The sequence below is a fragment of the Stenotrophomonas sp. RIT309 genome, assembly GCF_000632045.1.
Lineage (GTDB): Bacteria > Pseudomonadota > Gammaproteobacteria > Xanthomonadales > Xanthomonadaceae > Stenotrophomonas > Stenotrophomonas indicatrix.
The window spans coordinates 41,026-66,465 of the sequence record NZ_JFYS01000018.1 but is presented as its reverse complement, the minus strand read 5'-3'; the positions used below and the strand labels follow the sequence as shown (position 1 = coordinate 66,465).

Genomic DNA, 25,440 nt, shown 5'->3' with positions numbered 1-25,440 from the left:
CATCGAATCGTGGACCGCCCGCATGACCCAACCCCTGCACGTGATCATCCTCGCCGCTGGCGCCGGCAAGCGCATGAAGTCGGTGCTGCCCAAGGTGCTGCAGCCGATTGCCGGGCAACCGATGCTGGCGCATGTGATCGCCACCGCGCGCGAACTGCAGCCGGCCGCCATCCACGTGGTGTACGGCCACGGCGGGGATCAGGTGCGGAGCTACTTCGCTGACCAGCCGGACCTGTTGTGGGCGGAACAAGCGCAGCAGCTGGGTACCGGTCACGCCGTTGCCCAGGCCATGCCGGAGGTGCCCGACGCCGCCCAGGTGCTGGTGCTGTACGGCGATGTGCCGTTGATCCGTGCGCAGACCCTGCGCGACCTGCTGGCCCAGCCGGGCCGGCTGGCCGTGCTGGTGGCCGATGTCGACGATCCCACCGGCTATGGTCGCGTGCTGCGCGATGCCGAAGGCAAGGTCGGGGCGATCGTCGAGCAGAAGGACGCCGATGACGAACAGCGCCGGGTGCGCATCATCAACACCGGCATCATCACTGCCGAATCGACGGCGCTCCGCCGCTGGCTGTCGCAGCTGTCCAACAGCAACGCGCAGGGCGAGTACTACCTGACCGATGTATTCGCCTTTGCCGCCCGCGAGTTCACTCCGGCGGAGATGGCCCTGGTGGCCGATGCGCAGGACGCCGAAGGCGCGAACGATCCGTGGCAGCTCTCGCAGCTGGAACGGGCCTGGCAACGGCGCGCGGTGCGCGCGCTGTGCATCCAGGGCGCGCGCGTGCGCGATCCGGCGCGGGTCGATATCCGTGGTGAGGTGGTCGTCGGCAGCGACGTGATGATCGATGTCGATGTGATTCTTGAAGGCAAGGTGGTGCTCGGCGATGGCGTGACCATCGGCCCGTTCACCCGGCTGAAGGACGTCACACTCGGCGCGGGCACCGAAGTGCGTGCGCACTGCGATGTGGAAGGCGTGATCAGCGAGGGGGCGGCCCAGATCGGCCCGTTCGCGCGCCTGCGCCCGGGCACCGTGCTGGCTGATGGCGTGCACGTGGGCAACTTCGTGGAAACCAAGAAGGTCACCCTGGGAGTGGGCAGCAAGGCCAACCACCTCACCTATCTGGGCGACGCGGTGATCGGCAGCAAGGTCAACATCGGCGCGGGCACCATCACCTGCAACTACGACGGCGTGAACAAGTCGACCACCACCATCGGCGACAACGCTTTCATCGGCTCCAACAGTTCGCTGGTGGCGCCGGTGCTGATCGGTGAAGGCGCGACGATTGCTGCCGGTTCGGTCATCACCCGCACTGCGCCGGACGGCAAGCTGACCGTAGCCCGTGCGCGCCAGGAAACCATCGATGGCTGGCAGCGCCCCATCAAGAAAAGCTGAGCCGAGGCCACCGCGCGTCGATGAACTGAGTGCGCTGCCCCGCATCGAACAGCGTGCGGGTGAACTGCTGCGCGGGCACGAGGCGTACCCGGTGTTCGCCGGCCATGGACTGGACCTTCCCACGTTGCAGGCCGGACTGCGGCGTGGCCTGTTGTGGATCATCGAAGGCGCCGATGGCGGCATCGCCGGCTATCTGCTGGGCGGTACGCTCGACGGCGATTTCCATGTGCTGCAGATGGATGTGGATCCCAATCATGCTCGCCGTGGCTACGGACGGGCGTTGCTGCAGCACGTACTCGCCGAGGCCAAGGTGCTTGGCTATCCGGCGGCGGTGCTGACCACGTTGTCCGATGTACCGTGGAATGCGGCGTTCTATGCCAGCGAAGGATTCACCCTGCTGCCGGAGCCAGAGTGGAGCGCGGGCCTGCGAGGGGTGATGGCCGAGGAAGCCGCGTTGGGATTCCCGATGCACCTGCGGGTGGCGATGCGGCGGGTGCTTTAGTTTTGCTTCTCCTGTTGATTGCTGAAGGCAATCAACAGAGGAAGGAAGAACAAACCTACCCCACCGGCAACAGGATCGACACACACAGCCCGCCCTCGGTGCGGTTCTGCAGTGACACGCGACCACCGTGCGCCTCGACGATCTCGCGGGTGAGGGCCAGCCCCAGCCCGGTGCCGTTGCGCTTGGTCGAATAGAACGGCATCAGCGCATTCTGCAGCACCTGCTCGTTCATGCCCTTGCCGCGGTCCAGCACATCCAGCCGCAGCCACTGCGGCAGCCGGGTCAGCTGCACCTGCACGTCGTCGTTGGGCGGATCGGCTTCGGCGCAGGCCTCGTGTGCATTCTTCAGCAGGTTGAGCAGGGCCTGGCCGAACTGGGCGATGTCGATCCGGCTGCTCAGTTCCTCGTCAGGTGCACGCTCCATCGTGAACGGAATCTGCTGGCACAGGCTGGACAGGAACGGCGCCCAGTGCACGGTCTGCAGCTGCGGCTGCGGCAGCTTGGCGAAACGCGCGTAGCCTCGGATGAAGCCTTCCAGGTGGCGGGCGCGGTCTTCGATGGTGGTGAAGATCTCCGGCAGCCGGTCGAAGCGTTCGCGCTTGACCAGTTCGCCGCCGGAGTGCGCCAGCGATGCGATCGGCGCCAGCGAGTTGTTGAGTTCGTGGCTGATCACCCGGATCACCTTCTTCCAGGTCTGTACTTCCTGCCGGCGCAGTTCGGCAGTGAGCTGGCGTACCAGCAGCAGGTCATGCGGGCGGCCGTTGAGCTGGAACGCGCGCCGCGACAGGTGATAGACCTGTTCGTCGTCCTCGTCGCCTTCCACGCCGTCTTCGCTTTCCGACTTCACCGCAAACAGGCTGTCGCCGCCGCGGCCGATGGCATCGCGCAGTTCCACCGGCAGCTGCTCGAGCACGTCTTCCATGCGCTGGCCTTCCAGCTTCCAGCCGCTGTGCAGCAGCTTGCGCGCGGCCAGGTTGGAGAACACCACGCGGGAAATGCCATCGCCACCGGCGGCGATCAGCAGCATCGCCACCGGGGTGTTCTGCACCATGGTATCCAGCAGCAGTTCGCGCTGCACGAGGCCCTGGCGTTGTGCGCGCAGCACTTCCCCCAGCTCGCGGTGTGCCTGCACCAGATCGCCCAGTTCGTCATTGCCGGGCCAGTAGATGCCGAAGTTGTACTCACCGTCGCGGTAGCTGCTGGTGGTCCCGGACAGCGCCCGCATCAACGAGCGCACCGGTGCGGTGGCGCGGCGCAGCGTCCACCACATCAATGACAGCAGGATGATCGTGGAGACCGTGGTCACCACCCAGCCATGGTCCATCCAGTAGGCCAGCAGCCACGGCAGCGCGGCAGCCAGCGCCAGCACCGGCAGCAGGCGCAGGAACAGGCGGAAGGTGAAGGAGCGTCGCTTCATTCGCGTGGGATGCCGTGACGGTCCATGCGCCGGTACAGCGCCTGCCGGCTCAGTCCAAGCTCGTTGGCCGCCTGTGCGATGACGCCGTGGTTGCGCGCCAGCACTTCTTCGATGCGTGCGCGATCGGGATCATTGCCGGCGCTTGGCGTCGGGCGCGGTGCAGCAGGTGCACGCGGCAGGTTGAGATCGGCCACTTCGATGCGGTTGCCGGTGGCCAGCAGCTCGGCACGCTGGATCACGTTGCGCAGCTCGCGCACGTTGCCCGGCCACAGGTGACGCTGCAGTGCGGTGGCCGCCGTGCTGGACAGTGGCTTGCCAATGCTGAGGAAATGCTCGGCCAGCGGCACGATGTCGCCGGGGCGGTCGGCCAACGGCGGCAGCGTCAGTTCCACCGTGTTGAGCCGGTAGTACAGGTCTTCGCGGAACGTACCTTCGCGGATCATCGCCGGCAGGTCGGCATTGGTCGCGCTGACCACGCGCACCTTGACCTGGCGTTCGCGGTTGGAGCCCAGGCGTTCGAAACGTCCCGTCTCCAGCACGCGCAGCAGCTTCATCTGCCCACCCAGCGACAGGTTGCCGATCTCATCCAGGAACAGCGTGCCGCCGTCAGCTGCCTCGAACTTGCCTTCGCGCGCCTTGTTGGCGCCGGTATAGGCGCCGGCCTCGGCGCCGAACAGTTCGGCCTCGATCAGTTCGGAGGGCAGGGCGCCGCAGTTCACCGCCACGAACGGGCCCTTGGCCACCAGCGAGTTGGCCTGGATGATCTGCGCGATCTTCTCCTTGCCCGCGCCATTGGGGCCGGTGATCAGTACCGGCAGCTCCGAGCGCGCGACCTGGCAGGCCAGGGCGATCACCCGCTCGCTGGCGGGGTCGGCGAACACTGCGCCACACAACGCGTACTTGTCTTCCAGCGCATGCCGCTGGCGCTGTTCGCGCTGGCGTCGCTGGTCCAGCTCGCGCCGCGCTTCGGACAATTCCAGCAGGTTGTTGACCGTGGTCAGCAGCTTGCGGTCATCCCAGGGCTTGGCCAGGTAGTCGGCGGCACCGGCCTTGACCAGGTCCACCGCGCTGCTCAGGTGGGTCCAGGCCGTCAGCAGGATCACCGGCAGATCGGGGTGGCGTTCGCGGATCTGTGCGAACAGCGCCTCGCCCTCCTCACCGGAGGTGGTGTCCTCGCTGAAGTTCATGTCCTGGATCACCAGGTCCACCGGCTGCGATTCCAGCAGCGCCAGCCCTTCGGCCGGGCTCTGCGCCAGCAGGGTGTCGATGTCGTGCAGGGAGAACAGCACGTCCAGCGCGGTTCCCACGCTGGCGTTGTCGTCGATGATCAGGATCGCAGGCATGGGTCGCAAAGAGGGTAGCGCCGGGCCATGCCCGGCGGGGCGGGTGCAGTTGCAGCGGCTGGAACCGCCGGGCATGGCCCGGCGCTACCGGGCCGCTCTGCAATATAGCGAAACCAGCGGTAGCGCAGGGGCGTCCGGACTCAGCGCCGTGGCGGGGGCGGCGGTGGCGGGGGTGCTGGCGGGTTCAGCGCCGCCCGCCACGCCGACACCGCCACCGGTACCGTGAGCATCCGGCCATCGCGGCGCAGCAGCAGGTAGACGGTGGGCGTCGATGCCGCCCGTACTGCGTCGGCGAGCTGTTCGATCTGCCGCACCGGCGAGTCGTCCACGCGCAGGATGCGGTCGCCATGGCGCACGCCGAAGCGCGGCTCCGGGCTGGCCGCATCCACCCTCACCACGCCTTCGGTCGAGCGCAGCGCCAGCCGCGCATCGTCCTGTCGCCACTCCAGCGTCTGCGCGCTGCTGCTGCCGGCGAGTACCGGCAGCGGCAGGGCCAGCAACAGCACCAGCAGGCTGGCGCGCATCTCACGCCCCCCGCGTGGCGACGGCCGGGGGCACCGCAACGGCGCGGCGGGCCGGGCCGAACACGGCGATCTGCCCCAGCAGCCACAGCAGCGCTGCGCCCAGCGGCAGGTACAGCAGCGGCATGCGCGGCAGCTCGTACATGTTCATCAGGGCCAGGTTGATGGCGTACGCCGCCAGCATGCCCAGCACGATGCCCAGCGTGGCCAGCAGGAAGTTCTCGGTCTGGAAATAGCGCAGGATCTGCCCGCGGGTGGCGCCCAATGCGCGGCGGATGCCGATCTGCTTGCTGCGCTGCTGCACCCAGAAGCTGGCCAGGCCGACGATGCCCAGGGCGGTGACAACCAGCAGCGCCACGCAGACCGTCACCAGCAGGCCGACCATCGAGCGGTCGTTCTTGAAGTAGTCGGCACGCTGTTCCTGGTAGGTCAGCTTCTCGCGCACCAAGCGGTTGGGGTCGTTGTGCTCCAGCGCGGCCAGCGCACCCTTCAGCACTTCATCGCGGCGTTCCGGTGAGGTGCGCAGCATGTACGGGCCGCGGGTGAAGTCGGTACGTACCGGCAGGATCATCGACAGGGTGCTGTTGTCGTTGTAGTCGGTGGGGGTGGCCAGATGGGCGACCACACCAACCACATGCAGGGCCTGGTTGCCCATGTAGAAGGTCTTGCCCAGCGCACTCTGGTCCGGGTACATCTTGGCGGCGACCTGCTGGTTGATGATCACCGGTGCGGCGCGGTCGGGCTTCGGATTCTTCTGTGCTTCTTCCAGGTCGATGTACTCGCTGAGCTGGAAGTCGCGGCCGGCGACCAGCTGCAGGCCGAGCGTGGACAACGCGTTCTCGCCAACCATGTACTGCGACACGAAGGCTGTCGGCCGTTCCTGGTCACGCTCGCGCGAGATGCTGGTGTTGCTCGAATTGCGGCGGAACGGCAGCTGGTTGACCTTGGCCACGCTGGTCACGCCGGGGATCGCGCGCAGCGATGCCAGGTCTTCGTTGGTGCGGGCCATGGCGTTGGTCTGCTTGCCGATGCCGCTGACCCGGACCATGACCAGTTCGTTCTCGGCCAGGCCGCTGGGCTGGCTGATCTTTTCCACGCGCTGGGTGACCAGGAACAGGGCATTGCAGACGATGGCGCAGGTCAGGGCGATTTCCAGCACGATCAATGCGGCTGCGGTCTTGTGCCGGCGCAGGGTGCTGAGGATGGGGCGGATGTCCATGGGAAGTCCTCGTTCTGGTGCTTACTGCGACTTGAGCTGGATGGCCGGGGTGACCTGCATCGCACGCCAGGCGGGCAGGAAGCCGGCAGCAATGCTGGCCAGCAGGGTCAGGCCGAGGGCGAGCAGCAGCATGCTGCCGTCGAGGTGGGCCAGCTTGGCGTAGTCCACCGGCTGCTGGCGCACTGCATACAGGCCCAGCAGTGCCAGGCCGATGCCGAGCACGCCGCCGACCACGCCCACCGCGCCCGCCTCGACCAGGCACTGCAGGAAGATCTGCCCGCGGCTGGCACCCAGTGCGCGGCGCACGCCGATCTCACCGCTGCGGCGCAGGAACTTGGCCAGCAGCAGGCCGACCGTGTTGACCAGGCAGACACCGAGGAAACCCAGCGCCAGCCACATCTGCAGGCGCACGTCGCTGGGTACCGCGTTGTTGAAGGTCAGCCACTCCATCACGGTGCGCAGGCGCACGTTGGCCGGGCGCTCGAAGCGGCCGGCAGCCCGCTGCTGGTCCGAGTAGTTCACCAGGTAGCGGCGATAGTCCTCGGCCTTGGACGGGTCAAGCTCCACCCAGTACTGGATCCAGGTGCATGGCGCGTTGATCGAATTGCTGTCGTCATCGGGTGCGCCGTCGCGGAAGCAGTTCATGTTGCCGTTGCTGCCGAGCTTGAGGTCCATTGCGGTGGACAGCGGCATCATCAGGTCCTCTTCGCGGCCGTAGTTGCCAACGGTCAGGTCGAAGAAGTGCGGTTCCGGATTCCAGGTATCCATCACCCCGATCACCCGCAGCGAATGGCCATCGGCACGGATCTCACGGCCGACACTGTCCGCTCCCTGGAACAGCTTGTCGTTGATCACCTTGGACAGCACCACCACGCGGGAGCGACCGTCATCGTCGCTGGCCGTCCAGGCACGGCCATACAGCATCGGCACATTGAACATCGGGAAGAAGTCAGCCGATGTCCAGCGGGTGTCGATGTTGAACGGCTTCAACGTGCTGCCTTCCGGCTCGATGGTCGCGTCACCGGCACTCATCATCGCCTGGCGCTCGCCACGCTTCTCGCGCAGCAGCGTCTCGGCATCGAAGCGGGTCATCTGGGTCTCCGGCTCTTCGCCGGTCAGGTAACCCGAGCGCGGGCGCGGATCGACCTGCACGTAGAACAGGCGGTCGCTCTTGTCAGGGATCGGGTCGCCGGACAGCACGTGGAACACGGTCAGGGTGGTCATCGAAGCACCGATGCCCAGCGCGATGGCCACCACCATCAGCGCGGTCAGTACCTTGTTGCGGCGGAAGCTGCGTACCGCCAGTCGGGCGTAGTAGGCGAACATGGTCGTGCCCTCACTCGTTGACGGCGACGATGCGACGCGGGGTGGCCAGCACCGGCTCGCGCACCAGGTCGGTGACCTGGCCGTCGACGATGTGCACGTTGCGCTGCGCGCGTGCGGCCAGTTCCGGGTCGTGGGTGACCATCACGATGGTGGTGCCGGCGGCGTTGATCTCCTCCAGCAGTTCCATCACCCCGCGCGCCATCTGCGTGTCCAGGTTGCCGGTCGGTTCGTCGGCCAGCAGCAGGCGCGGGCTGCCGGCCAGGGCACGGGCGATCGCCGCGCGCTGCTGCTGGCCGCCGGAGAGTTCGTTCGGGTAGTGCTTCATGCGCGAGCCCAGGCCGACCTGGCTCAGCGCCTTTTCGATGCGCTCGCGGCGCTCGCCGGCGCTCATCTTGCGGTAGCGCAGCGGCACGTCCACGTTGTCGAACAGGTTGAGGTCCGGAATCAGGTTGAAGCCCTGGAAGATGAAGCCGATCTTCTGGTTGCGCAGGCGGCTGCGGGCATCATCGCCGAGCTTGCTGACGTCCTGGCCATCAAGCATGTAGGTGCCGCTGGTGAAGGTTTCCAGCAGGCCGGCGATGTTGAGGAAGGTGGTCTTGCCGGAGCCGGACGGACCGGTGACGGCGACGAACTCGCCTTCCTTGACCTGCAGTTCCAGTGAACGCAGCGCGTGGGTTTCCACCTGTTCGGTACGGAAGACCTTGGCGACCGAACGCATTTCGAGCATGTACATGGGGTGTCCTCTCTCCAGGATGTATGAGTTGTCAGTTGACGGAGACGCGTTCGGCGTCCTTGAACAGGTCGCTGCCCGAGACCACGATGCGGTCCCCCGGCTGCACACCCGACTTGATTTCCACTTCGCCCAGGCTGCTGACGCCCAGTTCGATCGGACGACGCACCGCGGTGCGGCCATCCATTACGTACGCCACACCGTTGCCCTGTTCCACGAACGGGCCGCGCTCGACCTTCATGACGTTCCTGCGGGTATCCAGCAGCACCCGCACCGACATCCGCTGGCTCTGGCGCAGGCCTTCAGGCTGGGCTGCGGCAAAGCGGACGCGTGCGTTGACTTCGCCATTGACCACTTCCGGCGACACCGCACTGATCTCGCCCGGGAACGGCTGGCCATTGCCACCGGTCAGCTGCGCCGGCATGCCGATCGCCAGATCGCGCGCGAAGCTCTCCGGCACCTTGATCTCGACTTCGAACTTGGACAGGTCGACCACGCCCAGCACCGGCGCGTTGGCGGCAAGGTTGGTGGCCTGGGTGGCCTGCACCTGGCCGACCTGGCCATCGAACGGTGCACGCAGGGTCAGTGCGTCCACCTGGCGCCGCACTTCGGCCACTACGGCCTTCTGGCGGTCGGCCAGCAAACGCTTGTTGCGTGCGTCCAGGTCCGCGCCCTGGCTCTGCAGGCGTGCATCGGTGGTGGCATTGACCAGGCTGATGTCGGCCTTCTTCAGGGTGTCCTGGGCCTTGGCCAGATCGATCTGCGGCACCGCGCCGCCATCGAAGCCGCGCTGGTAGCGCTGCAGGTCGCGGTCGGCGGCCTGCCGCTCGATGCTGGCCTGGTCGGTTTCCTTGCGCGACTTGGCCCGGGCCAGGGTGGCATCCAGGTTGGCGCGGCTGGCCTCGGCTTCCAGGCCGGCCAGGGTGGCCTCCTCCTGGGCGAGCTTGCTGCGCAGCTCGGGGCTGTCGATGATCGCCAGCTCCTGGCCCTTCTTGACCACGTCACCGGCGACCACCTTCAGGTCCACCGTGCCGGCGGAGATGGCGTACAGCACCGGGCTGTTGGCGGCGATCACGCGGCCGTCGGCGGCGATGTCGCGCACCAGGTCGCCGCGCTGCACTTCGGCGATGCGCACCCGGCTGCTGTCGAACGAGCTGCTGGCATTGGACCACGCATGCACGGCCCAGCCGATGCCGGCCAGCAGCGCGATACCCGCCAGGGCCGGCCAGCGGTAACGGTGCCATGCGGCCTTGGGGGCACTGGCTGAAGCGGAGGAAACGATCTGGTCCTGGGCGGAGGTGTCGCGGATCATCGGGTTCGTGCCTGTCGGTGGTGCCAGAGTGGTACCAAGGACAAAGCACATAGCGTGCCAACTTTATTTCCTTTTCCATCAATGAGTTGAACATGTGTCGCTACTGTCCGGGTGTCCGCGGACACCTTTCCGGACACTTTCATTAAGCGGACAGGAGGGGGCTGGCGGACACGCAGGCTAGAATGCGGCGACCGTCTTCAAGGAAATGCGTGACATGTGTGGAATCGTGGGTGCGATCGCCGGGCGCGACGTGGTGCCGCTGCTGATCGAAGGACTGAAGCGACTGGAATACCGCGGCTACGATTCCTCCGGCATCGCCGTGATCGATCAGGCCGAACGGCCCGAGGTGCGCCGCGTACGCCGCACCGGTCGTGTCTCGGAGATGGCCACTGCTGCCGAGGCTGAAGGCTTCAACGCCAGCCTCGGTATCGGCCACACCCGCTGGGCTACCCATGGTGGTGTCACCGAGGCGAACGCGCATCCGCACATCAGCCATGGCGTGGCGCTGGTGCACAACGGCATCATCGAGAACCATGAGGAGCAGCGCGAGAAGCTGCGCGCGCTGGGCTACACCTTCGAGTCGCAGACCGACACCGAAGTGATCGCCCACCTGATCCACCACCATCTGAAGAAGGGCGATGACCTGCTGGTGGCGCTGCAGCACACGGTGAAGGAACTGACCGGTGCCTATGCGCTGGCCGTGGTCAGCCGTGCCGAGCCGGAACGCTTCGTCTGTGCCCGCATGGGTTGCCCGCTGCTGGTCGGGCTGGGCGAGGGCGAGAACTTCGTGGCGTCCGATGTGTCGGCCGTGCTGTCGGCCACGCGCAAGGTGATCTTCCTGGAAGAGGGTGACACCGCCGAGATCCGCCGGGATGGCGTGAGCATCTTCGATGGCAACGATCAGCCGATCGAGCGCGATGTACATCTCTCCGATGTCTCGCTGGCATCGCTGGAGCTGGGCCCGTACCGCCACTTCATGCAGAAGGAGATCCACGAGCAGCCGCGTGCGCTGGGCGACACCATCGAAGCGGCGATCGATGCTGGTGGCTTCCCGGCCGAACTGTTCGGCAAGAATGCCGAAGCGGTGCTGTCGGGAATCGAGGGCGTGCAGATCCTGGCCTGTGGTACCAGTTACTACTCGGGCCTGACCGCGCGCTACTGGATCGAGGCCATCGCCGGCCTGCCGTGCAGCGTGGAGATCGCCAGCGAATACCGCTATCGCGCCGCGTATGCCAATCCGAAGCACCTGATCGTGACCATCTCCCAGTCCGGCGAAACGCTGGATACGATGGAAGCGCTGAAGTACGCCAAGTCGCTGGGGCACACCCACACGCTGTCGATCTGCAACGTGCCGGAAAGCGCAATTCCGCGCGCCAGCGAACTGGTCTGCTACACCCGTGCCGGCGCCGAGATTGGCGTGGCCTCGACCAAGGCGTTCACCACCCAGCTGGCCGCGCTGTTCCAGCTGACCGTGGTGCTGGGCAAGCTGCATGGCCGCGTTGATGCCGCACAGGAAGCGGACTACCTGGAGCAGCTGCGTTTCCTGCCGGGCAGCGTGCAGCATGCGTTGAACATGGAACCGCAGATCGCCGCATGGGCCGAGCGCTTCGCACGCAAGAGCAGTGCGCTGTTCCTCGGCCGTGGCCTGCACTATCCGATCGCTCTGGAAGGCGCGCTCAAGCTGAAGGAAATCTCGTACATCCACGCCGAGGCCTACCCGGCCGGCGAGCTCAAGCACGGGCCGCTGGCGCTGGTGGACGAGGACATGCCGGTGGTGGTGATCGCACCCAACGACAGCCTGCTGGAGAAGGTCAAGTCCAACATGCAGGAAGTGCGCGCGCGTGGCGGCGAGCTGTTCGTGTTCGCCGACCAGGACAGCAACTTCAACGAGTCCGAAGGCGTGCACGTGATCCGCACCCCGCGCCATGCCGGCGTGCTCAGCCCGGTGGTGCACACCATCCCGGTGCAGCTGCTGGCGTACCACACCGCGCTGGCGCGCGGCACCGACGTGGACAAGCCGCGCAACCTAGCCAAGAGCGTTACGGTGGAGTAACACTCGGATCCATTGGATGCTGCATGCGAAAGGGGCCCACGTGGCCCCTTTCGTTTACGACGCTGGCGCTGCCAAGTGGGACAGCTGCCGGGTTTTCTGTCCGCAGTCGGCAGCAGGCAATCAATCTTTAATGCGCGACATCGCCTGTATTCAGCGGCGGTTTCAGCCGCGGTGCCATTCTCTGGATCGTCAGTTGGTTCCTACGACGAACTGTCCCATCGATGCCGCTAGTGACCGATGGTCGCAGTCGTAGAATCGAGTTGACCGAGATCCGGGTTGAGCCGTTGAACCCCCTCGTTCGTGTTGCAGCACGACGTCTGCCGATCCATTCCAAGCGGCAGGTGGGTGCGCCAGACGTGCACTGAAAGGTCTGTTCCCGGGGAGGGGGCGAATCGGCAGAGCACACTTTTTTGACTTGAGTGACCTGCACCAGGAAACAAGAATGAACGTCCGCGAGCTCCTGCAATCCAAGAAAGAAGCTGTCATCACCATCGACACGGAAGACACGATCGGTGCCGCCGCGCACAAGATGAGCGCGAATAAAATCGCCGCACTGGTAGTGATGAAGGATGATGCGCCGTTCGGCATCATTTCCGAAAAGGACATCGTCCGCAGCCTGGCCGATGATGGCCCGCAGGCCGGTCGCCGGGTGATTTCCAGCCTGCCGTCCACCGGCCTGGAAGGCATTGCGCCGGACGCCACGTTGAAGCAGGCCATGTCCCTGATGACCTACTCGCGTCGTCGCCACCTGATGGTCACCGACGGCAGCAAGCTGGTCGGCATCCTCAGCCTGGGTGACATCGTGAAGAACCTGCTGGGCGAGCTGGAGCTGGAAAAGGCCGTGCTGCAGGACATCTACATGGCGGCCCACTGAGGCCTGCGCTGTGTGATGAAACGAAGCCGGGCATTGCCTGGCTTCTTCGTTGGTAGCGCCGGGCCATGCCCGGCGAGCGCGTAGCGCAGGAATCAGAAGCTGACCTTCACCGAATCGGCGCTGTAGTTCGCCGGGCCGTGGTAGACGACCTCGATGTTGTTGCCATCCGGATCGAGCACGAAGGCGCCGTAGTAGCCGGGATGGTACGGGCGCTCGCCGGGCGCGCCGTTGTCCTTGCCGCCAGCCGCCAGCGCTGCGCTGTGGAAAGCATCGACGGTGGCGGTATCGCGTGCCTGGAACGCCAGATGGTGGCGACCGGTCAGCTGGCCGGCAGCGGCCTCGCTGCTGGCGCTGGAAATGAACAACTCGTCGGCCCAGAAGTAGTCATCGCCTTCGCCGGCCACCGGGATGCCGATCGTGTCGAACACCGCCTGGTAGAAGCGGCGGCTGGCGGCCAGATCGCGTACGACCAGCTGGATGTGGTCGATCAATCGCCCGCGGTGCAGTTCCATCGTTTCCATACGAACCTCGCAAAAAAGGGGGACGGAGTCGGTAGCGCCGGGCCGGGCCCGGCGAGCGCGCAGCGCGGCCTGCTCAAGGCCGCCGGGCATGGCCCGGCGCTACCGGAATTGTGCCCCTTTCTGGGTCAGGCGTTGGCGATGATCTCGACCCAGTAGCCGTCCGGGTCCTTGATGAAGGCCAGGTTCTTCATGCGGCCGTCGGTCAGGCGCTTCTGGAAGGTGACGCCCAGTTCTTCGAAACGCTGGCAGGCCGCTTCGATGTCCGGCACCGACACGCAGATGTGGCCGAAGCCGCGCGGGTCGCTGTTGCCGTCGTGGTAGACGGAGCCTTCCTGGTTCTCGGTGCCATGGTTGTGGGTCAGTTCCAGCACGCCCGGCAGGCCGGCCATCCACAGGCGGCGGGTGTTGTCATCTTCCGGTACTGCGGTGCCGGCCGGTACGTAGGCCAGGAAGTACAGGCTGAACTGGGCTTCGGCGAAGTCGCGCTTGTCGATCAGCTGGTAGCCCAGCACGCGGGTGTAGAAGTCCAGCGAGGCGGTGGCGTCCTTGACCCGCAGCATGGTGTGGTTGAAGACGAAGCCGGTGGTCTCGGCCGGGGCCTGGGTGGCGACGCCGGGGACATCGCGCAGGGCGGGAATGGTCATGGGGGAGGTCCTTCAGACAGGGCCGTTGCCGGCCGGATGGGTGTCATTCTACGGGCCGGCAGCTGACGGCACCGCGACGTACAATGGCCGGATCGCACCGTTCCGTCCTGATGACCATTGCCCGCCATGTCGCAGCGTGAATGGGTGGCCGCCGCCATCCGCAAGATCGAAGCCGATTTCAACCGTTCCGCCGATACCCACCTGATCCCGCTGGCGCTGCCCGGGTTCGAGGGCATCGAGGTGTACCTGAAGGATGAATCGAGCCATCCCACCGGCAGCCTCAAGCACCGGTTGGCGCGTTCGCTGTTCCTGTATGCGCTGGCCAACGGCTGGCTGCGTGAAGGGCGGCCGGTGATCGAGGCCTCCAGCGGCTCCACCGCCGTTTCCGAGGCCTACTTCGCGCGCCTGCTCGGCCTGCCGTTCATCGCAGTGATGCCGGCCACGACGTCGCCGGAGAAGATTGCCGCGATCGAGTTCCACGGTGGCCGCTGCCATCTGGTCGAGCGCGCCTGCGACCTCAACTGCGATTCGGAAAAGCTGGCCCGCGAAACCGGCGGCCACTTCATGGACCAGTTCACCTATGCCGAGCGCGCCACCGACTGGCGTGCCAACAACAACATCGCCGAATCGATCTTCAAGCAGATGGCCGAGGAGCCCAGCCCGATTCCGGACTGGATCGTGTGCAGCCCCGGCACCGGCGGTACCGCAGCAACGCTCGGGCGCTACGTCAGCTATCGCCGGCATGACACCCGCATCCTGTGTGCGGACCCGGAAGTCTCGGTGTTCTACGATGGCTACCAGGCTGCCCTGGCCGGCGGCAACGAGTGGCGCGACATGACCTGCAACGGCGGCTCAAGGGTGGAAGGCATCGGCCGGCCGCGGGTGGAGTCCAGCTTCATCCCGACCAGTGTCGATGCCATGGTGAAGGTGCCCGACGCCTTGAGCCTGGCTGCGATGCGTCATGTCAGCCGCCAGCTGGGGCGCCGCGTCGGTGGCTCCACCGGCACCAACTTCATTGGCGTGCTGCAGGCCGCGCAGTGGATGCGCGAGGCCGGCCGCCAGGGCAGCATCGTCAGCATCCTGTGCGACAGCGGCGATCGCTACGCGCACAGCTATTACGACCCGGCCTGGTATGTGCGGCAGGGAATCGATGTGGACGCTGCCGACGCGCAGGTAGCGGCGGCGGTGGCCGGGCAAGGCCTGCCTGGATTGCCGTGGTGCAGTCTGGAAGCGCTGTAAGCCCGTCAGGCATCCGCCGGGCATGGCCCGGCGCTATCAGGACAGGTCGGCAGCGCCGGGCCATGCCCGGCGAGCGCAGCGGCGCATTGGATCGCGCTCAATACCCGGCGGCCATGAAGGCATCCAGTACCGCATCGCGCAGCGCGTCGGGCAGGGCCTCGATCTCCACGGCGCGGTCGTCCAGGTGCAGGCGTGGGTCCAGGCTGCTGGCCCGGCCCTGGGCCAGAGCCTGCAGCCACAGCAGCACGCAGATGACGAATTCGCGCTCGTGGCCCAGCCGCACCTGGCTGGCACCGCGCTCGATCACTTCAAAGGGATACCATTCCTGCTCGTCGCTGAACCTGCCGCCTTGGCGCTGCAGTGCCTGCAACTGCTGCAGGTGGCGCGGCGCATCATCGCCCGCATCGCACAGTGCGGCGATCCAGGCCAGTTCAGTCGGGCTGGCCGACAGCGCCAGCGTTGGTGAACGTACTGCGGATGGAGCTGGAGCCAGACCTTCCATGTGGGGCCTCCTCGACACGTTCCGCTGCGGTCTCCCCCGCGCCGCAAGCTTCAGCCGGCGGCCGTAAGGCCGACGTGAACAATGGCCCGCCGCCCCTTGTCTGCCGGCCCGGCCAGCGCCATATCGATCTGGCTGCCCGCGCTGCCGGGCCCGTACTCTGGAGACCTGCCGTGACCGTTGCCAACCCCCTGCTCGATTTTTCCGGCCTGCCGCGCTTCGAGGCGATCCGCCCCGAGCATGTGGCGCCGGCGCTGGACGTGCTGCTGGCGCAGGCCGAAGCGGCGGTCAGCGCTGCCGAGCAGGTGCAGCCGGTAACCTGGCAGACCTTCGTCACCCCGCTGGACGACGCCACCGAACGCCTGTGGCGCGCCTGGGGCCTGGTGGGCCACCTGCAGGGCGTGGTCAACACGCCGGAACTGCGTGAGGCCTACAACAGCAACCTGCCGCGGGTGACCCGCTTTGCCAGTGCGCTGGGCCAGAATCTGGCGCTGTATCGCCAGTACCAGGCGCTGGCGGCCAGCACCGAAGCGGCCGGTTTTGATGAGGCGCGCCGCAAGGTGCTGGACAACACCCTGCGTGATTTCCGCCTCGGCGGTGCTGAACTGGATGCGGACGCGCAGCAGCGTTTTTCCGCCATCAAGGAGGAACTGTCGGCGCTGTCGGCGAAGTTCTCGCAGAACGTGCTCGACGCCACCGATGCGTGGTCGCTGATCGTCGAAGACCCGGCGCGCCTGGCCGGCGTGCCGGACGATGTGAAGGCTGCTGCACGCGCCGCTGCGGAAAAAGACGGCAAGACAGGCTGGAAGCTGACCCTGCAGATGCCGTGCTACCTGCCGGTGCAGACCTGGGGCGAGGACCGCGACCTGCGCGAGATCCTGTACCGCGCCAGCGCGCAACGCGCCTCCGAGTTCGGCGACGATGCGCTGGACAACGGCGGCAACATCGATCGCATCCTTGCACTGCGTGCCGAGCTGGCCGCGCTGCTGGGCTTTGATTCCTACGCCGACTATTCGGTGGCCACCAAGATGGCCAGCGACCCCGCCGAAGTGCTGGGCTTCCTGCGTGACCTGGCCGCGCGCGCCAAGCCGTTCGCCGCCAAGGACCGCGCCGAGCTGGAGCAGTTCGCCCGCGAGCATCTCGGTATCGACAGCCTGCAGGCCTGGGATCTGGCGTTCGCCGCCGACCGCCTGAAGCAGGCGCGTTACAGCTACTCCGAGCAGGAAGTGAAGCAGTATTTCACCGAACCGAAGGTACTCGGCGGCCTGTTCTCGGTGATCGAGCAGCTGTACGGCCTGCGCGTGCAGGAAGACAGTGCGCCGGTCTGGCATGAGGACGTGCGCTTCTTCCGCCTGGTGGATGCGCAGGGCGCCCTGGTCGGCCAGTTCTACCTGGACCTGTACGCCCGCGAGGGCAAGCGTGGCGGCGCGTGGATGGATGACTGCCGCAACCGCCGCGAGCGCGCCGATGGCAGCGTACAGACGCCGCTGGTGTACCTGGTGTGCAACTTCGGCCGTGGTGCCGATGGCAAGCCGGCAACCTTCAGCCACAATGAAGTGACCACGCTGTTCCATGAAATGGGCCATGGCCTGCATCAGCTGCTGACCCGCATCGGCGAACTGGGCGTGGCCGGCATCAACGGCGTGGAGTGGGATGCGGTGGAGCTGCCCAGCCAGTTCATGGAGAACTTCTGCTGGGAATGGGACCACCTGCAGGGCATGACCGCGCATGTGGAAACCGGCGAGCCGCTGCCGCGCGCGCTGTACGAGCGCATGCTGGCCGCACGCAACTTCCACAGCGGCATGGCCACCGTGCGCCAGTTGGAATTCGGTCTGTTCGACATGCTGCTGCACAGCCAGTTCGAGGCGGCGCAGGACAGCGTGCTGGCACTGCTTGAGCGGGTGCGTGCGGAAGTGGCGGTGAACCATCCGCCGAGCTGGAATCGCTTCCCGCACCAGTTCAGCCATATCTTCGCCGGTGGCTATGCCGCCGGTTACTACAGCTACAAGTGGGCCGAAGTATTGAGCGCCGATGCCTACGCCGCGTTCGAGGAAGCGCCGCAGGCGCTGGCCGCGACCGGCGCGCGTTTCCGCGACGAGGTGCTGTCGCGCGGCGGCAGTCGCCCGGCCGCCGAGAACTTCAAGGCCTTCCGCGGCCGTGCGCCGCAGATCGACGCGCTGCTGCGCCATTCGGGCATGGCGTAAGCAGGTTGCCGCCGTAAACGCAAAAAAGGGCAGCGCTCCGGTAGCGCCGGGCCATGCCCGGCGAGCACGTAGCGCGGCGTAGGAAAGCCGCCGGGCATGGCCCGGCGCTACCGGGGCGTCCCGCTTTCAATCGGCGTAGATCATCTTCCGGGTCATGCCGCCGTCGACGATGAAATCCTGGCCGGTGCTGAAGCCGGACAACGAGGACAGCAGGTACACCGCCAGTGCGCCGATGTCCTCGGGTTCGCCGACGCGGCCAACCGGATGCTGGGCGTGGTCGGTGGCCGAGTACTGCGGCACGTGCCGGCGTGACGGCGCCTGCCAGGCATCGGTGCTGATCCAGCCGGGGCTGATGCTGTTCACCCGCACCGCCGGTCCCGCACTGATGGCCAGCGCATGGGTGAAGGCCACCAGCCCGCCCTTGGCCGCAGCGTAGGCTTCGCTGTGGGCCTCGGACTGCCAGGCGCGCGTCGATGCGATGTTGATGATCGCGCCTGCGTCGGCCGACAACGCCGGCAATGCGTGCTTGCTGCACAGGAACGCGCCATGCAGCGATGACAGCCGGCGCTGCCATTCTTCCCAGTCCATGTCCTGCAGCAGGGTGCCGTGCGGCCCGGCGATGCCGGCATTGTTGACCAGGCCGTCGATGCGCCCGAAGCGTTGCAGGGCCACTGCGATGAAGTCGCGCACGCTGCTTTCGTCGGTGATGTCCAGCCGCTGGAACGCGGCATCATCGCCGCGCTGCCATTCGGCCAGGCAGGCCTGGCCCGCCTCTACGTCCAGATCGCCGATCAGCACACGGCCGCCGGCCCCGAGCACCGCCTGGGCGATGCCGCGGCCGATGCCGTTGGCACCGCCGGTGACCAGCACCACCCTGCCGTGCAGCGGCGCAGCCGGCCAGGTGGCAATCGGCGGCACCGTGCTCATGACAGGTCGTCGCCGCGCAGGCGACGGTGCCAGCCCTCGACACCGATCCGGTCCAGGGTCTGGATGTTGCGCTCGACGATCACGTCCGGGTCCGGGTAGACATCCACCGCGCGTGCCACGCTGTCTTCGCGCAGCAGGTGCAGGGTGGGGTAGGGCGCGCGGTTGGTGTAGTTGCTGGCGTCATCGGCGGCGACGCCATCGAACTGGTAGTTCGGATGGAAGCTGGCCACCTGCAGGATGCCCTGCAGGTCCAGCGCCTCGATCGCCGCATCGGCGTTGTCGAGGAAGTCGTTGTAGTCGAGGAAGTCGGTCAGCACCTGCGGGTGCACGATCAGGGTGGTATCGATCTGCTCGGCCGGCGTGTCGCGCAGCAGCACCAGTTCTTCGGCCAGTTCTTCCACCAGGGCTTCGGGTGTGGTCGCGTCGCTCAGCACGATGCGGACCTGGTCCTTCACGTACACCGCCTTGGCGAACGGGCACAGGTTCAGGCCGATGACGATGCGCTCCAGCCACAGGCGGGTGGCGGCGATCGGGTCATCGGTGGGCAGGGGGGTGTCGGTCATGGCGGGCGCATCGGCTGGCGGGGGTGGCCATTGTAGGCGGGCCGCTGCAGGGGCGCCGTTCACTGTGCAGGAACTGGACAACGGCGATGCTGGAAATTCCCATTGATTCAATCCCTTGCCGATATCACGCCAATGGCCGATTGCCGACGCTGCGGGCCAGGCGTGCAATGGCGGCACGACACAGGAGGACTTTTCATGACTGCATCTTCCCCATGGCTGCCGGACGCACTCTGGTCAGGCGCCTTCTTCGACGGTCAATGGAGCGCCGCTGCACAGCGCCAGCCGGTGATCGAGCCCGCCACCGGGCACTCGCTTGGCGAAATCGGCCTGGCCGATGCGGCGCAGGTCGCACGTTCGGCGGCCGCTGCGGCGCAGGCGCAACAGGCATGGGCGGCAGCGCCGTACGAACAGCGCGCCGAGGTGCTGCGCAAGGCTGCACGCCTGGCCGAAGAAAACATCGATACGCTGGTCGACTGGCTGGTCCGTGAAAGTGGCTCCACCCGCCTGAAGGCCGGTTTCGAAGCCAAGGTGACCATCAAGGCGCTGCATGAGGCCGCCGCGCTGCCTTCGCGCAGCGTGGGTGAGATCCTGCCGTCCGAACCTGGGCGGCTGAACCTGGCGCGGCGCCGTCCGCTGGGTGTGGTGGGGGTGATCTCTCCGTTCAATTTCCCGCTGTACCTGGCGATGCGCGCGGTGGCGCCGGCGATCGCGCTCGGCAATGCCGTGGTGCTCAAGCCGGACCCGCGCACGGCGGTGTGTGGTGGTGCGGTGATCGCACGCCTGTTCGAGCAGGCTGGTCTTCCGCAGGGTGTGCTGCAGATGTTGCCCGGCGACGGCGCCGCCGGTGCCGCGCTGACCAGCGACCCGCATGTGGCGATGATCCAGTTCACCGGCTCGACGGCGGCCGGACGCAAGGTTGGCGAAGCCGCCGGCAAGCACCTGAAAAAGGTGTCGCTGGAGCTGGGCGGCAAGAACGCGCTGATCATCCTTGACGATGCGGATCTCGACCTGGCCGTGGCCAACACCGCCTGGGGGGTGTACCTGCACCAGGGCCAGATCTGCATGGCCACCGGCCGTGTGCTGGTACAGCGCAGCATCCACCAGGCCTTCCTGCAGAAGCTGGTGGCCAAGGCGAAGTCGCTGAAGGTGGGTGACCCGGCACGCGAGGATGTTGCGCTGGGCCCACTGATCAATGCCGCGCAACGCGACCATGCGGCGCGTGTGGTCGACGACGCGGTGAAGGCGGGTGCCACGCTTGAAACCGGCGGCACCCACCAGGACCTGTTCTTCGCACCCACCGTGCTCGGCAACGTCAGTGTCGACAATCCGGCGTTCAACGAAGAGATCTTCGCGCCAGTAGCGGTGGTGGTGCCGTTCGATGACGACGACGAAGCCGTGCGCCTGGCCAATGACAGCGAGTACGGCCTGTCGATGGCGATCGTCTCCCGCAATGTCGGCCGCGCGCTGAAGCTGGGCGAGCGCCTGCGCACCGGTCTGCTGCACATCAACGACCAGACCGTGAACGACGAGGTCATCAATCCCTTCGGTGGGGTAGGGGCGTCCGGCAACGGCACCAGCATCGGCGGCCCGTCCAACGTGGAGGAATTCACCCAGTGGCAATGGATGACGGTCAAGGGCGAAGCCCCGGCCTATCCCATCTGATCGAGGAGAACGCAACGATGAGCAGCAACAGTGGATCGCGTGACATCACCGCAGCGGTGGTGCGCGGCAAGGAACAGCCCTTTGTCATCGAGCAGGCGCGCCTGCGCGGCCCGCAGGACGACGAAGTGCTGGTGAAGATCGTAGCGACCGGCCTGTGCCATACCGATCTGATCGTGCGTGACCAGTACTATCCGGTGCCGCTGCCGGCGGTGCTGGGCCATGAGGGTGCGGGCATCGTCGAGGCGGTCGGCCCCAACGTGCGCGAACTGAAGGCCGGCGACCATGTCGTGCTGACCTACGGCCAATGCGGCCACTGCAATCCCTGTCGTGGTGGCCACGGTGCGTACTGCCGCGATTTCTTCGCGCTGAATTTCGGTGGTGATGATGGCCACGGCCATACCGCCATCACCGATGCACAGGGCCAACCGCTGCACGATCACTTCTTTGCACAGTCGTCGTTCGCCACGTTTGCGCTGGCGCGCGAGATCAATGCGATCAAGGTGCCTGACGATGCGCCGCTGGAGCTGCTCGGCCCGCTGGGCTGCGGCATCCAGACCGGTGCCGGTGCGGTGCTCAACTCGCTGCAGGTGCGATCGGGCAGCAGCTTCGCCAGCTATGGCGCCGGTGCGGTCGGCCTGAGCGCGGTGATGGCGGCCAAGGTGGCCGGGGCGACCACCATCATCGCCATCGACGTGGTGCCCTCGCGGTTGCAGCTGGCCATGGAGCTGGGCGCCACCCATGTGGTCAACAGCCGCGAGACCGACGTGATCGAGGCGGTGCGCGCGATCACCGGGGGTGGCGCCGATTTCGCGCTGGAATCGACCGGGCGCCCGGAAGTGCTGTCGGCCGGCATCGAAGCGCTCGGCGGGCTTGGCATGATGGGCGTGGTCGGTGCGCCGAAGCTGGGCACCACTGCCAGTTTCGATGTGAACAACCTGCTGCTGGGTGGCCGCAGCATCCGTGGCATTGTCGAGGGTGACAGCGTGCCGCAGGTGTTCATTCCGCAGCTGGTGACGCTGTACCAGCAGGGGCGCTTCCCGTTCGACAGGCTGGTGAAGTTCTATCCGCTGGAGCAGATCAACCAGGCGGCCGAGGACAGCACGCGGGGGATTACGCTGAAGCCGATTCTGCGGATCGCGGCGTGAGGTGAGGGTGGGGTGGGTTTGCAGGGCTGCGCCCTGCACCTGCCGAATCAACGGCAACGGCAACGGCAACGGCAAAAGCGGGCATTCCGTGGGATGGCGGGGTGGGTCCGGTTGCGGGGGACGCTGCAAGTACGTCCATGTAAGCTCGGTCGCCGCTTGCTCGTGTGCGCTGTCCTGCGCACACGGCAAGGCCCGGGTTGGGCGTCCTGCCCAACCCGCCCGAGGCATGCCTCGGGCCCATGCGGCTCACGCCCCCGCAACCGGACCCACCCCGCCTTCGACAGGTTCCCGCTGCTGTTGGTGGGTGGGGACCGTTGGTCGGCACGCGGCTGTTGGCGGGTGTCGACCACGCTGCTGTTGGTGGGTGTCGACCTTGGTCGACACGTAGATCCACGCCATGCGTGGATGAATGCCGGACGAGAGTGGAAAAGCATTTCCCGGCTTGGCGCTGTGCTGGGGTGATCGTGGGCTCCCGCGATCTGTCGTAGCAGCATGGGCTGCTCTTGGTGGGTGTCGACCATGCGGCTGTTGGTGGGTGTCGACCTTGGTCGACACGTAGATCCACGCCATGCGTGGATGAATGCCCGACAAAAATGGAAACGCTCCGTTGTTGGCACGTAACGCGGGCATGGCGTGTGTGGGTGTACGCTGCATGCATGATGGCCACGACAGTCGGGCAACAGCAGCTGGTGGCGGCTCGGGCCGCCTTCGCCGAGGGCGACGTGCAGTCGCTGGCGATGCTGCCCCTGCCGTTGCAGCAGTCCTGGCAGCGCTCGCATGCGGCGGGTGTGCGCCCCGGGCAGGAGCCGTATTACCCGCCGTTGCAGGGCAATGGACACCGCTTGGAGTCCCGCGATGACCGCCGCCTGGCGCGTTGCGTGCAGCCGGAACTGGAGCAGTTGTGGGCCGCGTTCGGTGCGCGTGGGTGGACGATGTTCTGCGCCAACCGTGAGGGCATGGTGATCGTGCATCGCGCCCATGGCCTGGAAGATGCAGCGCTGCTGCGGCCGATCCAGGTGGGCCGGCGGCTGGGCGAGGCCGAGATCGGTACCACCGCGCCTGCGGTCAGCCTGGCCGACGACCTTCCCGCATTGGTACGCGGCAATGAACACTATCTGCAGCGGTTCGCCCCCGTGTTCTGCCTGAGTGAGCCGCTGCATGACCTGCAGGGGCAGGTCTGTGGTGCGATCGACATCACTGGGCTGGGGGAGCGCGATCCGGCGTTGCTGCAGGGCTATTTCCGGCAGGCAGCGCTGGCCATCGAGAACCGCTTGATGCATACGCTCAGCGATGTGCATCTGCTGGCGGTTCAGCATGATCCGCGCTGGTTGGCATCACCGCTGCAGGGCTTGTTGGCGGTGCAGGAAGACGGCCAGTTGCTTTGCGCCAATCGCGTCGCCCGGCGCCTGCTCGGCCTGCCGCGGCGTGGGCCGCTGCCGCTGCTTTCGCTGGACACGCTGTTTGCCGGCGCCAGCGCAGCACAGCGACGTCGACTGCTGCAGCCCGGCCCTGCGCATCGGGTGCGACTGGGCGAGGGCAGTGCGGTCCATCTGCAGCATCTGCAGGCACCGCGCGCCGCACGGACACGTTCACCGGCTACGGCCGCAGCGCCCGTGCAGGCGGCACCATTGCGTGACCAGCAGCGCGATGCGGCACGGCGAGCCGCCCATACCGCCGAAGGCAACCTCAGCCTCGCCGCACGCCAGCTCGGCATCTCGCGGACAACGCTGTACAAACTGCTGCGCGAGTGAGGCCGGCCACCGAGGCCGGCGCTACATCGCGGTGTCGATCAATCGCGGAAGTTGTTGAACTGCAGCGGCAGTTCGAACTTGCCGGCCTTCAGCACGGCGATGGCGTCCTGCAGGTCGTCGCGCTTCTTGCCCATCACCCGCAGCTTGTCGCCGTTGATCTGGGTTTCCACCTTCAGCTTGGCTTCCTTCAGCGCCGCAGCGATCTTCTTGGCGATCTTCTGCTCGATGCCCTGCTTGACGGTGATCTTCTGCCGGGCCTGCGCAAGGTTGGTTTCCACGTCGCCATATTCCAGGCTGAGCACGTCGATGCTGCGGGCGGCCAGGCGAGCGCGCAGGATGTCGTTCATCTGCTTGAGCTGGAACTCGCTCGGTGCGGACTGGGTGATCACTTCGCCGTCGCGCTCGAACTTGGCGTCCACGCCCTTGAAGTCGAAACGGGTGGCAAGCTCACGGTTGGCCTGGTCGAGCGCATTGGTCAGTTCGTGGGTGTCGACTTCGGACACAACGTCGAAGGAAGGCATGGGCGTTACTCCGCAGAAATCAGTGGCGGCCATTCTATCGCGCCGGTCGCGGCGGCAACGCCCGTGGTCGGCGATAATGGGCCATGAATGTGCAACGCTCCCCTTCGCGCGCCGTGGCCTGGATGGTCGCTGCTGTCGCCTGTTTCTCGCTGATGGACGCCGGCATGAAGCAGCTCTCGGCCGGCTATCCCTCGCTGCAGGTCACCTTCCTGCGTGGCGCGGCGTCGCTGCCCTTCGTGCTGGTCTGGGTGCTGGCCAGTGCCGGGCCACGCTCGTTGATCCCGCGCCGCTGGGGGCTGCACCTGCTGCGCGGCGGGCTGGGCATGGCGATGATCGGCTGCTTCGTGTTCGCCCTGCGCGACCTGCCGCTGTCCACCGCCTACACCATTTATTTCGTCGCGCCGCTGCTGATTGCCGCACTGTCGGTGCCGCTGCTGGGCGAGCGGGTCGGGCCGCGGCGCTGGGTCGCCATCGGCATCGGCCTGGTCGGCGTGCTGGTGGTGCTGCGGCCGGGCGTGGGCGGTTTCATCTCGGTGCCGGGCCTGATGGTGCTGGCCGCCGCCACCGCCTATGCCATCGCCGCGATCACCGTCAGCCTGTTGACCCGCACCGATACCTCGCAGTCGATGGTGGTCTGGTTCCTGGTCATCATGGCCATCGGCGCCGGGCTGCTGGCTATCCCCGGCTGGGTGCCGCTGCAGATGGCGCATGCGCCGTTGATCGCCGGCATGGGCCTGGCCGGGGCGCTGGGCCAGATCGCGCTGACCAAGGCCTTCCAGTTGGGTGAGGCATCGATGATCGCACCGCTCGAATACAGCGGCCTGGTCTGGGTGATCGGCTGGGACCTGGCCTTCTGGGGACAGCTGCCCGATGGCTACACCTGGGCGGGCGCGGCAATCATCGTCGCCTCGGGCCTGTACCTGCTGCACCGCGAACGGGTGAACCGGCAGGAGCCGCCGAAACCGTTGGACCATCCCTGAACCGATCTGGCTGGGGACGGGGCCGCCGATGTGCCGATGCGGGCGTCTTAGAACCAAAAGGAATAACATTCTGGCCCATGGCGCGGGCGCGCGAGCG

General features: G+C 66.7%; 23 protein-coding genes. 10 read left to right on the top strand and 13 right to left on the bottom strand.

The features are described from left to right. The first annotated feature begins 22 nt into the window (after positions 1 to 22). Positions 23 to 1,390 carry a bifunctional UDP-N-acetylglucosamine diphosphorylase/glucosamine-1-phosphate N-acetyltransferase GlmU gene (gene glmU, locus BW38_RS09025; protein ID WP_032976569.1) on the top strand — a complete coding sequence of 456 codons (1,368 nt, stop codon included), beginning with the start codon at positions 23 to 25 and terminating at the stop codon, positions 1,388 to 1,390. Then, positions 1,359 to 1,892, top strand: a complete 534-nt coding sequence (locus BW38_RS09030) for a GNAT family N-acetyltransferase (protein WP_032976568.1) — start codon at positions 1,359 to 1,361, stop codon at positions 1,890 to 1,892. The genes glmU and BW38_RS09030 overlap by 32 nt, the downstream gene beginning before the upstream one ends. A 55-nt stretch (positions 1,893 to 1,947) precedes the next feature. On the opposite strand, the gene BW38_RS09035 is transcribed toward BW38_RS09030, so the two are convergent. From BW38_RS09035 to BW38_RS09065, 7 genes are all read right to left on the bottom strand, one after another. Beyond that, positions 1,948 to 3,309 (bottom strand): ATP-binding protein, encoded by a 1,362-nt coding sequence (locus BW38_RS09035; RefSeq protein WP_025877347.1) that lies wholly within the window; start codon positions 3,307 to 3,309, stop codon positions 1,948 to 1,950. Next, positions 3,306 to 4,652, bottom strand: coding sequence for a sigma-54 dependent transcriptional regulator (locus BW38_RS09040; RefSeq protein WP_025877345.1), 1,347 nt, complete (start codon positions 4,650 to 4,652; stop codon positions 3,306 to 3,308). The genes BW38_RS09035 and BW38_RS09040 overlap by 4 nt, the downstream gene beginning before the upstream one ends. Positions 4,653 to 4,792: 140 nt before the next feature. Next, positions 4,793 to 5,176 (bottom strand): PDZ domain-containing protein, encoded by a 384-nt coding sequence (locus BW38_RS09045; RefSeq protein WP_032976567.1) that lies wholly within the window; start codon positions 5,174 to 5,176, stop codon positions 4,793 to 4,795. A 1-nt stretch (position 5,177) separates the two neighbouring features. Further along, positions 5,178 to 6,392, bottom strand: a complete 1,215-nt coding sequence (locus tag BW38_RS09050; RefSeq protein ID WP_032976566.1) for an FtsX-like permease family protein — start codon at positions 6,390 to 6,392, stop codon at positions 5,178 to 5,180. Between the two features lie 21 nt (positions 6,393 to 6,413). After that, positions 6,414 to 7,718 carry an ABC transporter permease gene (locus BW38_RS09055; protein ID WP_025877340.1) on the bottom strand — a complete coding sequence of 435 codons (1,305 nt, stop codon included), beginning with the start codon at positions 7,716 to 7,718 and terminating at the stop codon, positions 6,414 to 6,416. A gap of 10 nt (positions 7,719 to 7,728) precedes the next feature. Continuing rightward, a complete protein-coding gene (locus tag BW38_RS09060) occupies positions 7,729 to 8,451 on the bottom strand; it encodes an ABC transporter ATP-binding protein (RefSeq protein ID WP_032976565.1) in 723 nt (240 codons plus the stop codon). A gap of 31 nt (positions 8,452 to 8,482) precedes the next feature. Beyond that, positions 8,483 to 9,760, bottom strand: coding sequence for an efflux RND transporter periplasmic adaptor subunit (locus tag BW38_RS09065; protein WP_025877336.1), 1,278 nt, complete (start codon positions 9,758 to 9,760; stop codon positions 8,483 to 8,485). Positions 9,761 to 9,974: 214 nt separating this feature from the next. On the opposite strand from BW38_RS09065, the gene glmS reads away from it, so the two are divergent. Together glmS and BW38_RS09075 are read left to right on the top strand one after the other, a co-directional pair. Continuing rightward, positions 9,975 to 11,813 (top strand): glutamine--fructose-6-phosphate transaminase (isomerizing), encoded by a 1,839-nt coding sequence (gene glmS, locus BW38_RS09070; protein WP_032976564.1) that lies wholly within the window; start codon positions 9,975 to 9,977, stop codon positions 11,811 to 11,813. Positions 11,814 to 12,255: 442 nt separating this feature from the next. Next, complete coding sequence (locus BW38_RS09075) at positions 12,256 to 12,687, top strand: CBS domain-containing protein (protein ID WP_032976563.1); 432 nt, start codon at positions 12,256 to 12,258, stop codon at positions 12,685 to 12,687. A gap of 92 nt (positions 12,688 to 12,779) precedes the next feature. On the opposite strand, the gene BW38_RS09080 is transcribed toward BW38_RS09075, so the two are convergent. Further along, positions 12,780 to 13,208: a VOC family protein gene (locus BW38_RS09080; RefSeq protein ID WP_025877330.1), complete on the bottom strand. Its 429-nt coding sequence runs from the start codon at positions 13,206 to 13,208 to the stop codon at positions 12,780 to 12,782. Between the two features lie 125 nt (positions 13,209 to 13,333). Next, entirely contained in the window at positions 13,334 to 13,852 is a 519-nt protein-coding gene (gene gloA / locus BW38_RS09085; RefSeq protein ID WP_032976562.1) for a lactoylglutathione lyase, read from the bottom strand. A 126-nt stretch (positions 13,853 to 13,978) separates the two neighbouring features. Between gloA and BW38_RS09090 the strand changes: the two genes are divergently transcribed. Next, positions 13,979 to 15,091 carry a PLP-dependent cysteine synthase family protein gene (locus tag BW38_RS09090; protein ID WP_032976561.1) on the top strand — a complete coding sequence of 371 codons (1,113 nt, stop codon included), beginning with the start codon at positions 13,979 to 13,981 and terminating at the stop codon, positions 15,089 to 15,091. 97 nt (positions 15,092 to 15,188) lie between these two features. On the opposite strand, the gene BW38_RS09095 is transcribed toward BW38_RS09090, so the two are convergent. Continuing rightward, complete coding sequence (locus BW38_RS09095; RefSeq protein WP_032976560.1) at positions 15,189 to 15,593, bottom strand: hypothetical protein; 405 nt, start codon at positions 15,591 to 15,593, stop codon at positions 15,189 to 15,191. A gap of 170 nt (positions 15,594 to 15,763) precedes the next feature. Between BW38_RS09095 and BW38_RS09100 the strand changes: the two genes are divergently transcribed. Beyond that, positions 15,764 to 17,794 carry a M3 family metallopeptidase gene (locus tag BW38_RS09100; protein WP_032976559.1) on the top strand — a complete coding sequence of 677 codons (2,031 nt, stop codon included), beginning with the start codon at positions 15,764 to 15,766 and terminating at the stop codon, positions 17,792 to 17,794. A 126-nt stretch (positions 17,795 to 17,920) separates the two neighbouring features. Here BW38_RS09100 and BW38_RS09105 read toward each other — a convergent pair whose 3' ends face one another. Together BW38_RS09105 and BW38_RS09110 are read right to left on the bottom strand one after the other, a co-directional pair. Continuing rightward, positions 17,921 to 18,721 (bottom strand): SDR family oxidoreductase, encoded by an 801-nt coding sequence (locus tag BW38_RS09105; RefSeq protein ID WP_032976558.1) that lies wholly within the window; start codon positions 18,719 to 18,721, stop codon positions 17,921 to 17,923. Continuing rightward, complete coding sequence (locus BW38_RS09110; RefSeq protein ID WP_032976557.1) at positions 18,718 to 19,284, bottom strand: DUF1415 domain-containing protein; 567 nt, start codon at positions 19,282 to 19,284, stop codon at positions 18,718 to 18,720. The genes BW38_RS09105 and BW38_RS09110 overlap by 4 nt, the downstream gene beginning before the upstream one ends. A gap of 195 nt (positions 19,285 to 19,479) precedes the next feature. On the opposite strand from BW38_RS09110, the gene BW38_RS09115 reads away from it, so the two are divergent. From BW38_RS09115 to BW38_RS09125, 3 genes are all read left to right on the top strand, one after another. Continuing rightward, positions 19,480 to 20,946: a benzaldehyde dehydrogenase gene (locus BW38_RS09115; RefSeq protein ID WP_032976556.1), complete on the top strand. Its 1,467-nt coding sequence runs from the start codon at positions 19,480 to 19,482 to the stop codon at positions 20,944 to 20,946. Between the two features lie 17 nt (positions 20,947 to 20,963). Then, entirely contained in the window at positions 20,964 to 22,091 is a 1,128-nt protein-coding gene (locus BW38_RS09120; RefSeq protein WP_025877316.1) for an NAD(P)-dependent alcohol dehydrogenase, read from the top strand. Positions 22,092 to 22,750: 659 nt separating this feature from the next. Further along, positions 22,751 to 23,842, top strand: coding sequence for a helix-turn-helix domain-containing protein (locus tag BW38_RS09125; protein ID WP_223483514.1), 1,092 nt, complete (start codon positions 22,751 to 22,753; stop codon positions 23,840 to 23,842). Between the two features lie 38 nt (positions 23,843 to 23,880). Here BW38_RS09125 and BW38_RS09130 read toward each other — a convergent pair whose 3' ends face one another. Next, positions 23,881 to 24,363, bottom strand: coding sequence for a YajQ family cyclic di-GMP-binding protein (locus BW38_RS09130; protein WP_025877313.1), 483 nt, complete (start codon positions 24,361 to 24,363; stop codon positions 23,881 to 23,883). 83 nt (positions 24,364 to 24,446) lie between these two features. Here BW38_RS09130 and BW38_RS09135 point away from each other — a divergent pair, with 83 nt between their 5' ends. Continuing rightward, on the top strand, positions 24,447 to 25,343 hold the full coding sequence (locus BW38_RS09135; RefSeq protein ID WP_025877311.1) for a DMT family transporter: 897 nt from the start codon (positions 24,447 to 24,449) through the stop codon (positions 25,341 to 25,343). The last annotated feature ends 97 nt before the right edge of the window (positions 25,344 to 25,440 follow it).

Excerpts from the sequence above, each read along its gene's own strand:
- glmU (WP_032976569.1), top strand. The coding sequence starts at position 23 with ATGACCCAACCCCTGCACGTGATCATCCTCGCCGCTGGCGCCGGCAAG.
- BW38_RS09030 (WP_032976568.1), top strand. The coding sequence starts at position 1,359 with ATGGCTGGCAGCGCCCCATCAAGAAAAGCTGAGCCGAGGCCACCGCGC.
- BW38_RS09035 (WP_025877347.1), bottom strand. The coding sequence starts at position 3,309 with ATGAAGCGACGCTCCTTCACCTTCCGCCTGTTCCTGCGCCTGCTGCCG.
- BW38_RS09040 (WP_025877345.1), bottom strand. The coding sequence starts at position 4,652 with ATGCCTGCGATCCTGATCATCGACGACAACGCCAGCGTGGGAACCGCG.
- BW38_RS09045 (WP_032976567.1), bottom strand. The coding sequence starts at position 5,176 with ATGCGCGCCAGCCTGCTGGTGCTGTTGCTGGCCCTGCCGCTGCCGGTA.
- BW38_RS09050 (WP_032976566.1), bottom strand. The coding sequence starts at position 6,392 with ATGGACATCCGCCCCATCCTCAGCACCCTGCGCCGGCACAAGACCGCA.
- BW38_RS09055 (WP_025877340.1), bottom strand. The coding sequence starts at position 7,718 with ATGTTCGCCTACTACGCCCGACTGGCGGTACGCAGCTTCCGCCGCAAC.
- BW38_RS09060 (WP_032976565.1), bottom strand. The coding sequence starts at position 8,451 with ATGTACATGCTCGAAATGCGTTCGGTCGCCAAGGTCTTCCGTACCGAA.
- BW38_RS09065 (WP_025877336.1), bottom strand. The coding sequence starts at position 9,760 with ATGATCCGCGACACCTCCGCCCAGGACCAGATCGTTTCCTCCGCTTCA.
- glmS (WP_032976564.1), top strand. The coding sequence starts at position 9,975 with ATGTGTGGAATCGTGGGTGCGATCGCCGGGCGCGACGTGGTGCCGCTG.
- BW38_RS09075 (WP_032976563.1), top strand. The coding sequence starts at position 12,256 with ATGAACGTCCGCGAGCTCCTGCAATCCAAGAAAGAAGCTGTCATCACC.
- BW38_RS09080 (WP_025877330.1), bottom strand. The coding sequence starts at position 13,208 with ATGGAAACGATGGAACTGCACCGCGGGCGATTGATCGACCACATCCAG.
- gloA (WP_032976562.1), bottom strand. The coding sequence starts at position 13,852 with ATGACCATTCCCGCCCTGCGCGATGTCCCCGGCGTCGCCACCCAGGCC.
- BW38_RS09090 (WP_032976561.1), top strand. The coding sequence starts at position 13,979 with ATGTCGCAGCGTGAATGGGTGGCCGCCGCCATCCGCAAGATCGAAGCC.
- BW38_RS09095 (WP_032976560.1), bottom strand. The coding sequence starts at position 15,593 with ATGGAAGGTCTGGCTCCAGCTCCATCCGCAGTACGTTCACCAACGCTG.
- BW38_RS09105 (WP_032976558.1), bottom strand. The coding sequence starts at position 18,721 with ATGAGCACGGTGCCGCCGATTGCCACCTGGCCGGCTGCGCCGCTGCAC.
- BW38_RS09110 (WP_032976557.1), bottom strand. The coding sequence starts at position 19,284 with ATGACCGACACCCCCCTGCCCACCGATGACCCGATCGCCGCCACCCGC.
- BW38_RS09115 (WP_032976556.1), top strand. The coding sequence starts at position 19,480 with ATGACTGCATCTTCCCCATGGCTGCCGGACGCACTCTGGTCAGGCGCC.
- BW38_RS09120 (WP_025877316.1), top strand. The coding sequence starts at position 20,964 with ATGAGCAGCAACAGTGGATCGCGTGACATCACCGCAGCGGTGGTGCGC.
- BW38_RS09125 (WP_223483514.1), top strand. The coding sequence starts at position 22,751 with ATGGCCACGACAGTCGGGCAACAGCAGCTGGTGGCGGCTCGGGCCGCC.
- BW38_RS09130 (WP_025877313.1), bottom strand. The coding sequence starts at position 24,363 with ATGCCTTCCTTCGACGTTGTGTCCGAAGTCGACACCCACGAACTGACC.
- BW38_RS09135 (WP_025877311.1), top strand. The coding sequence starts at position 24,447 with ATGAATGTGCAACGCTCCCCTTCGCGCGCCGTGGCCTGGATGGTCGCT.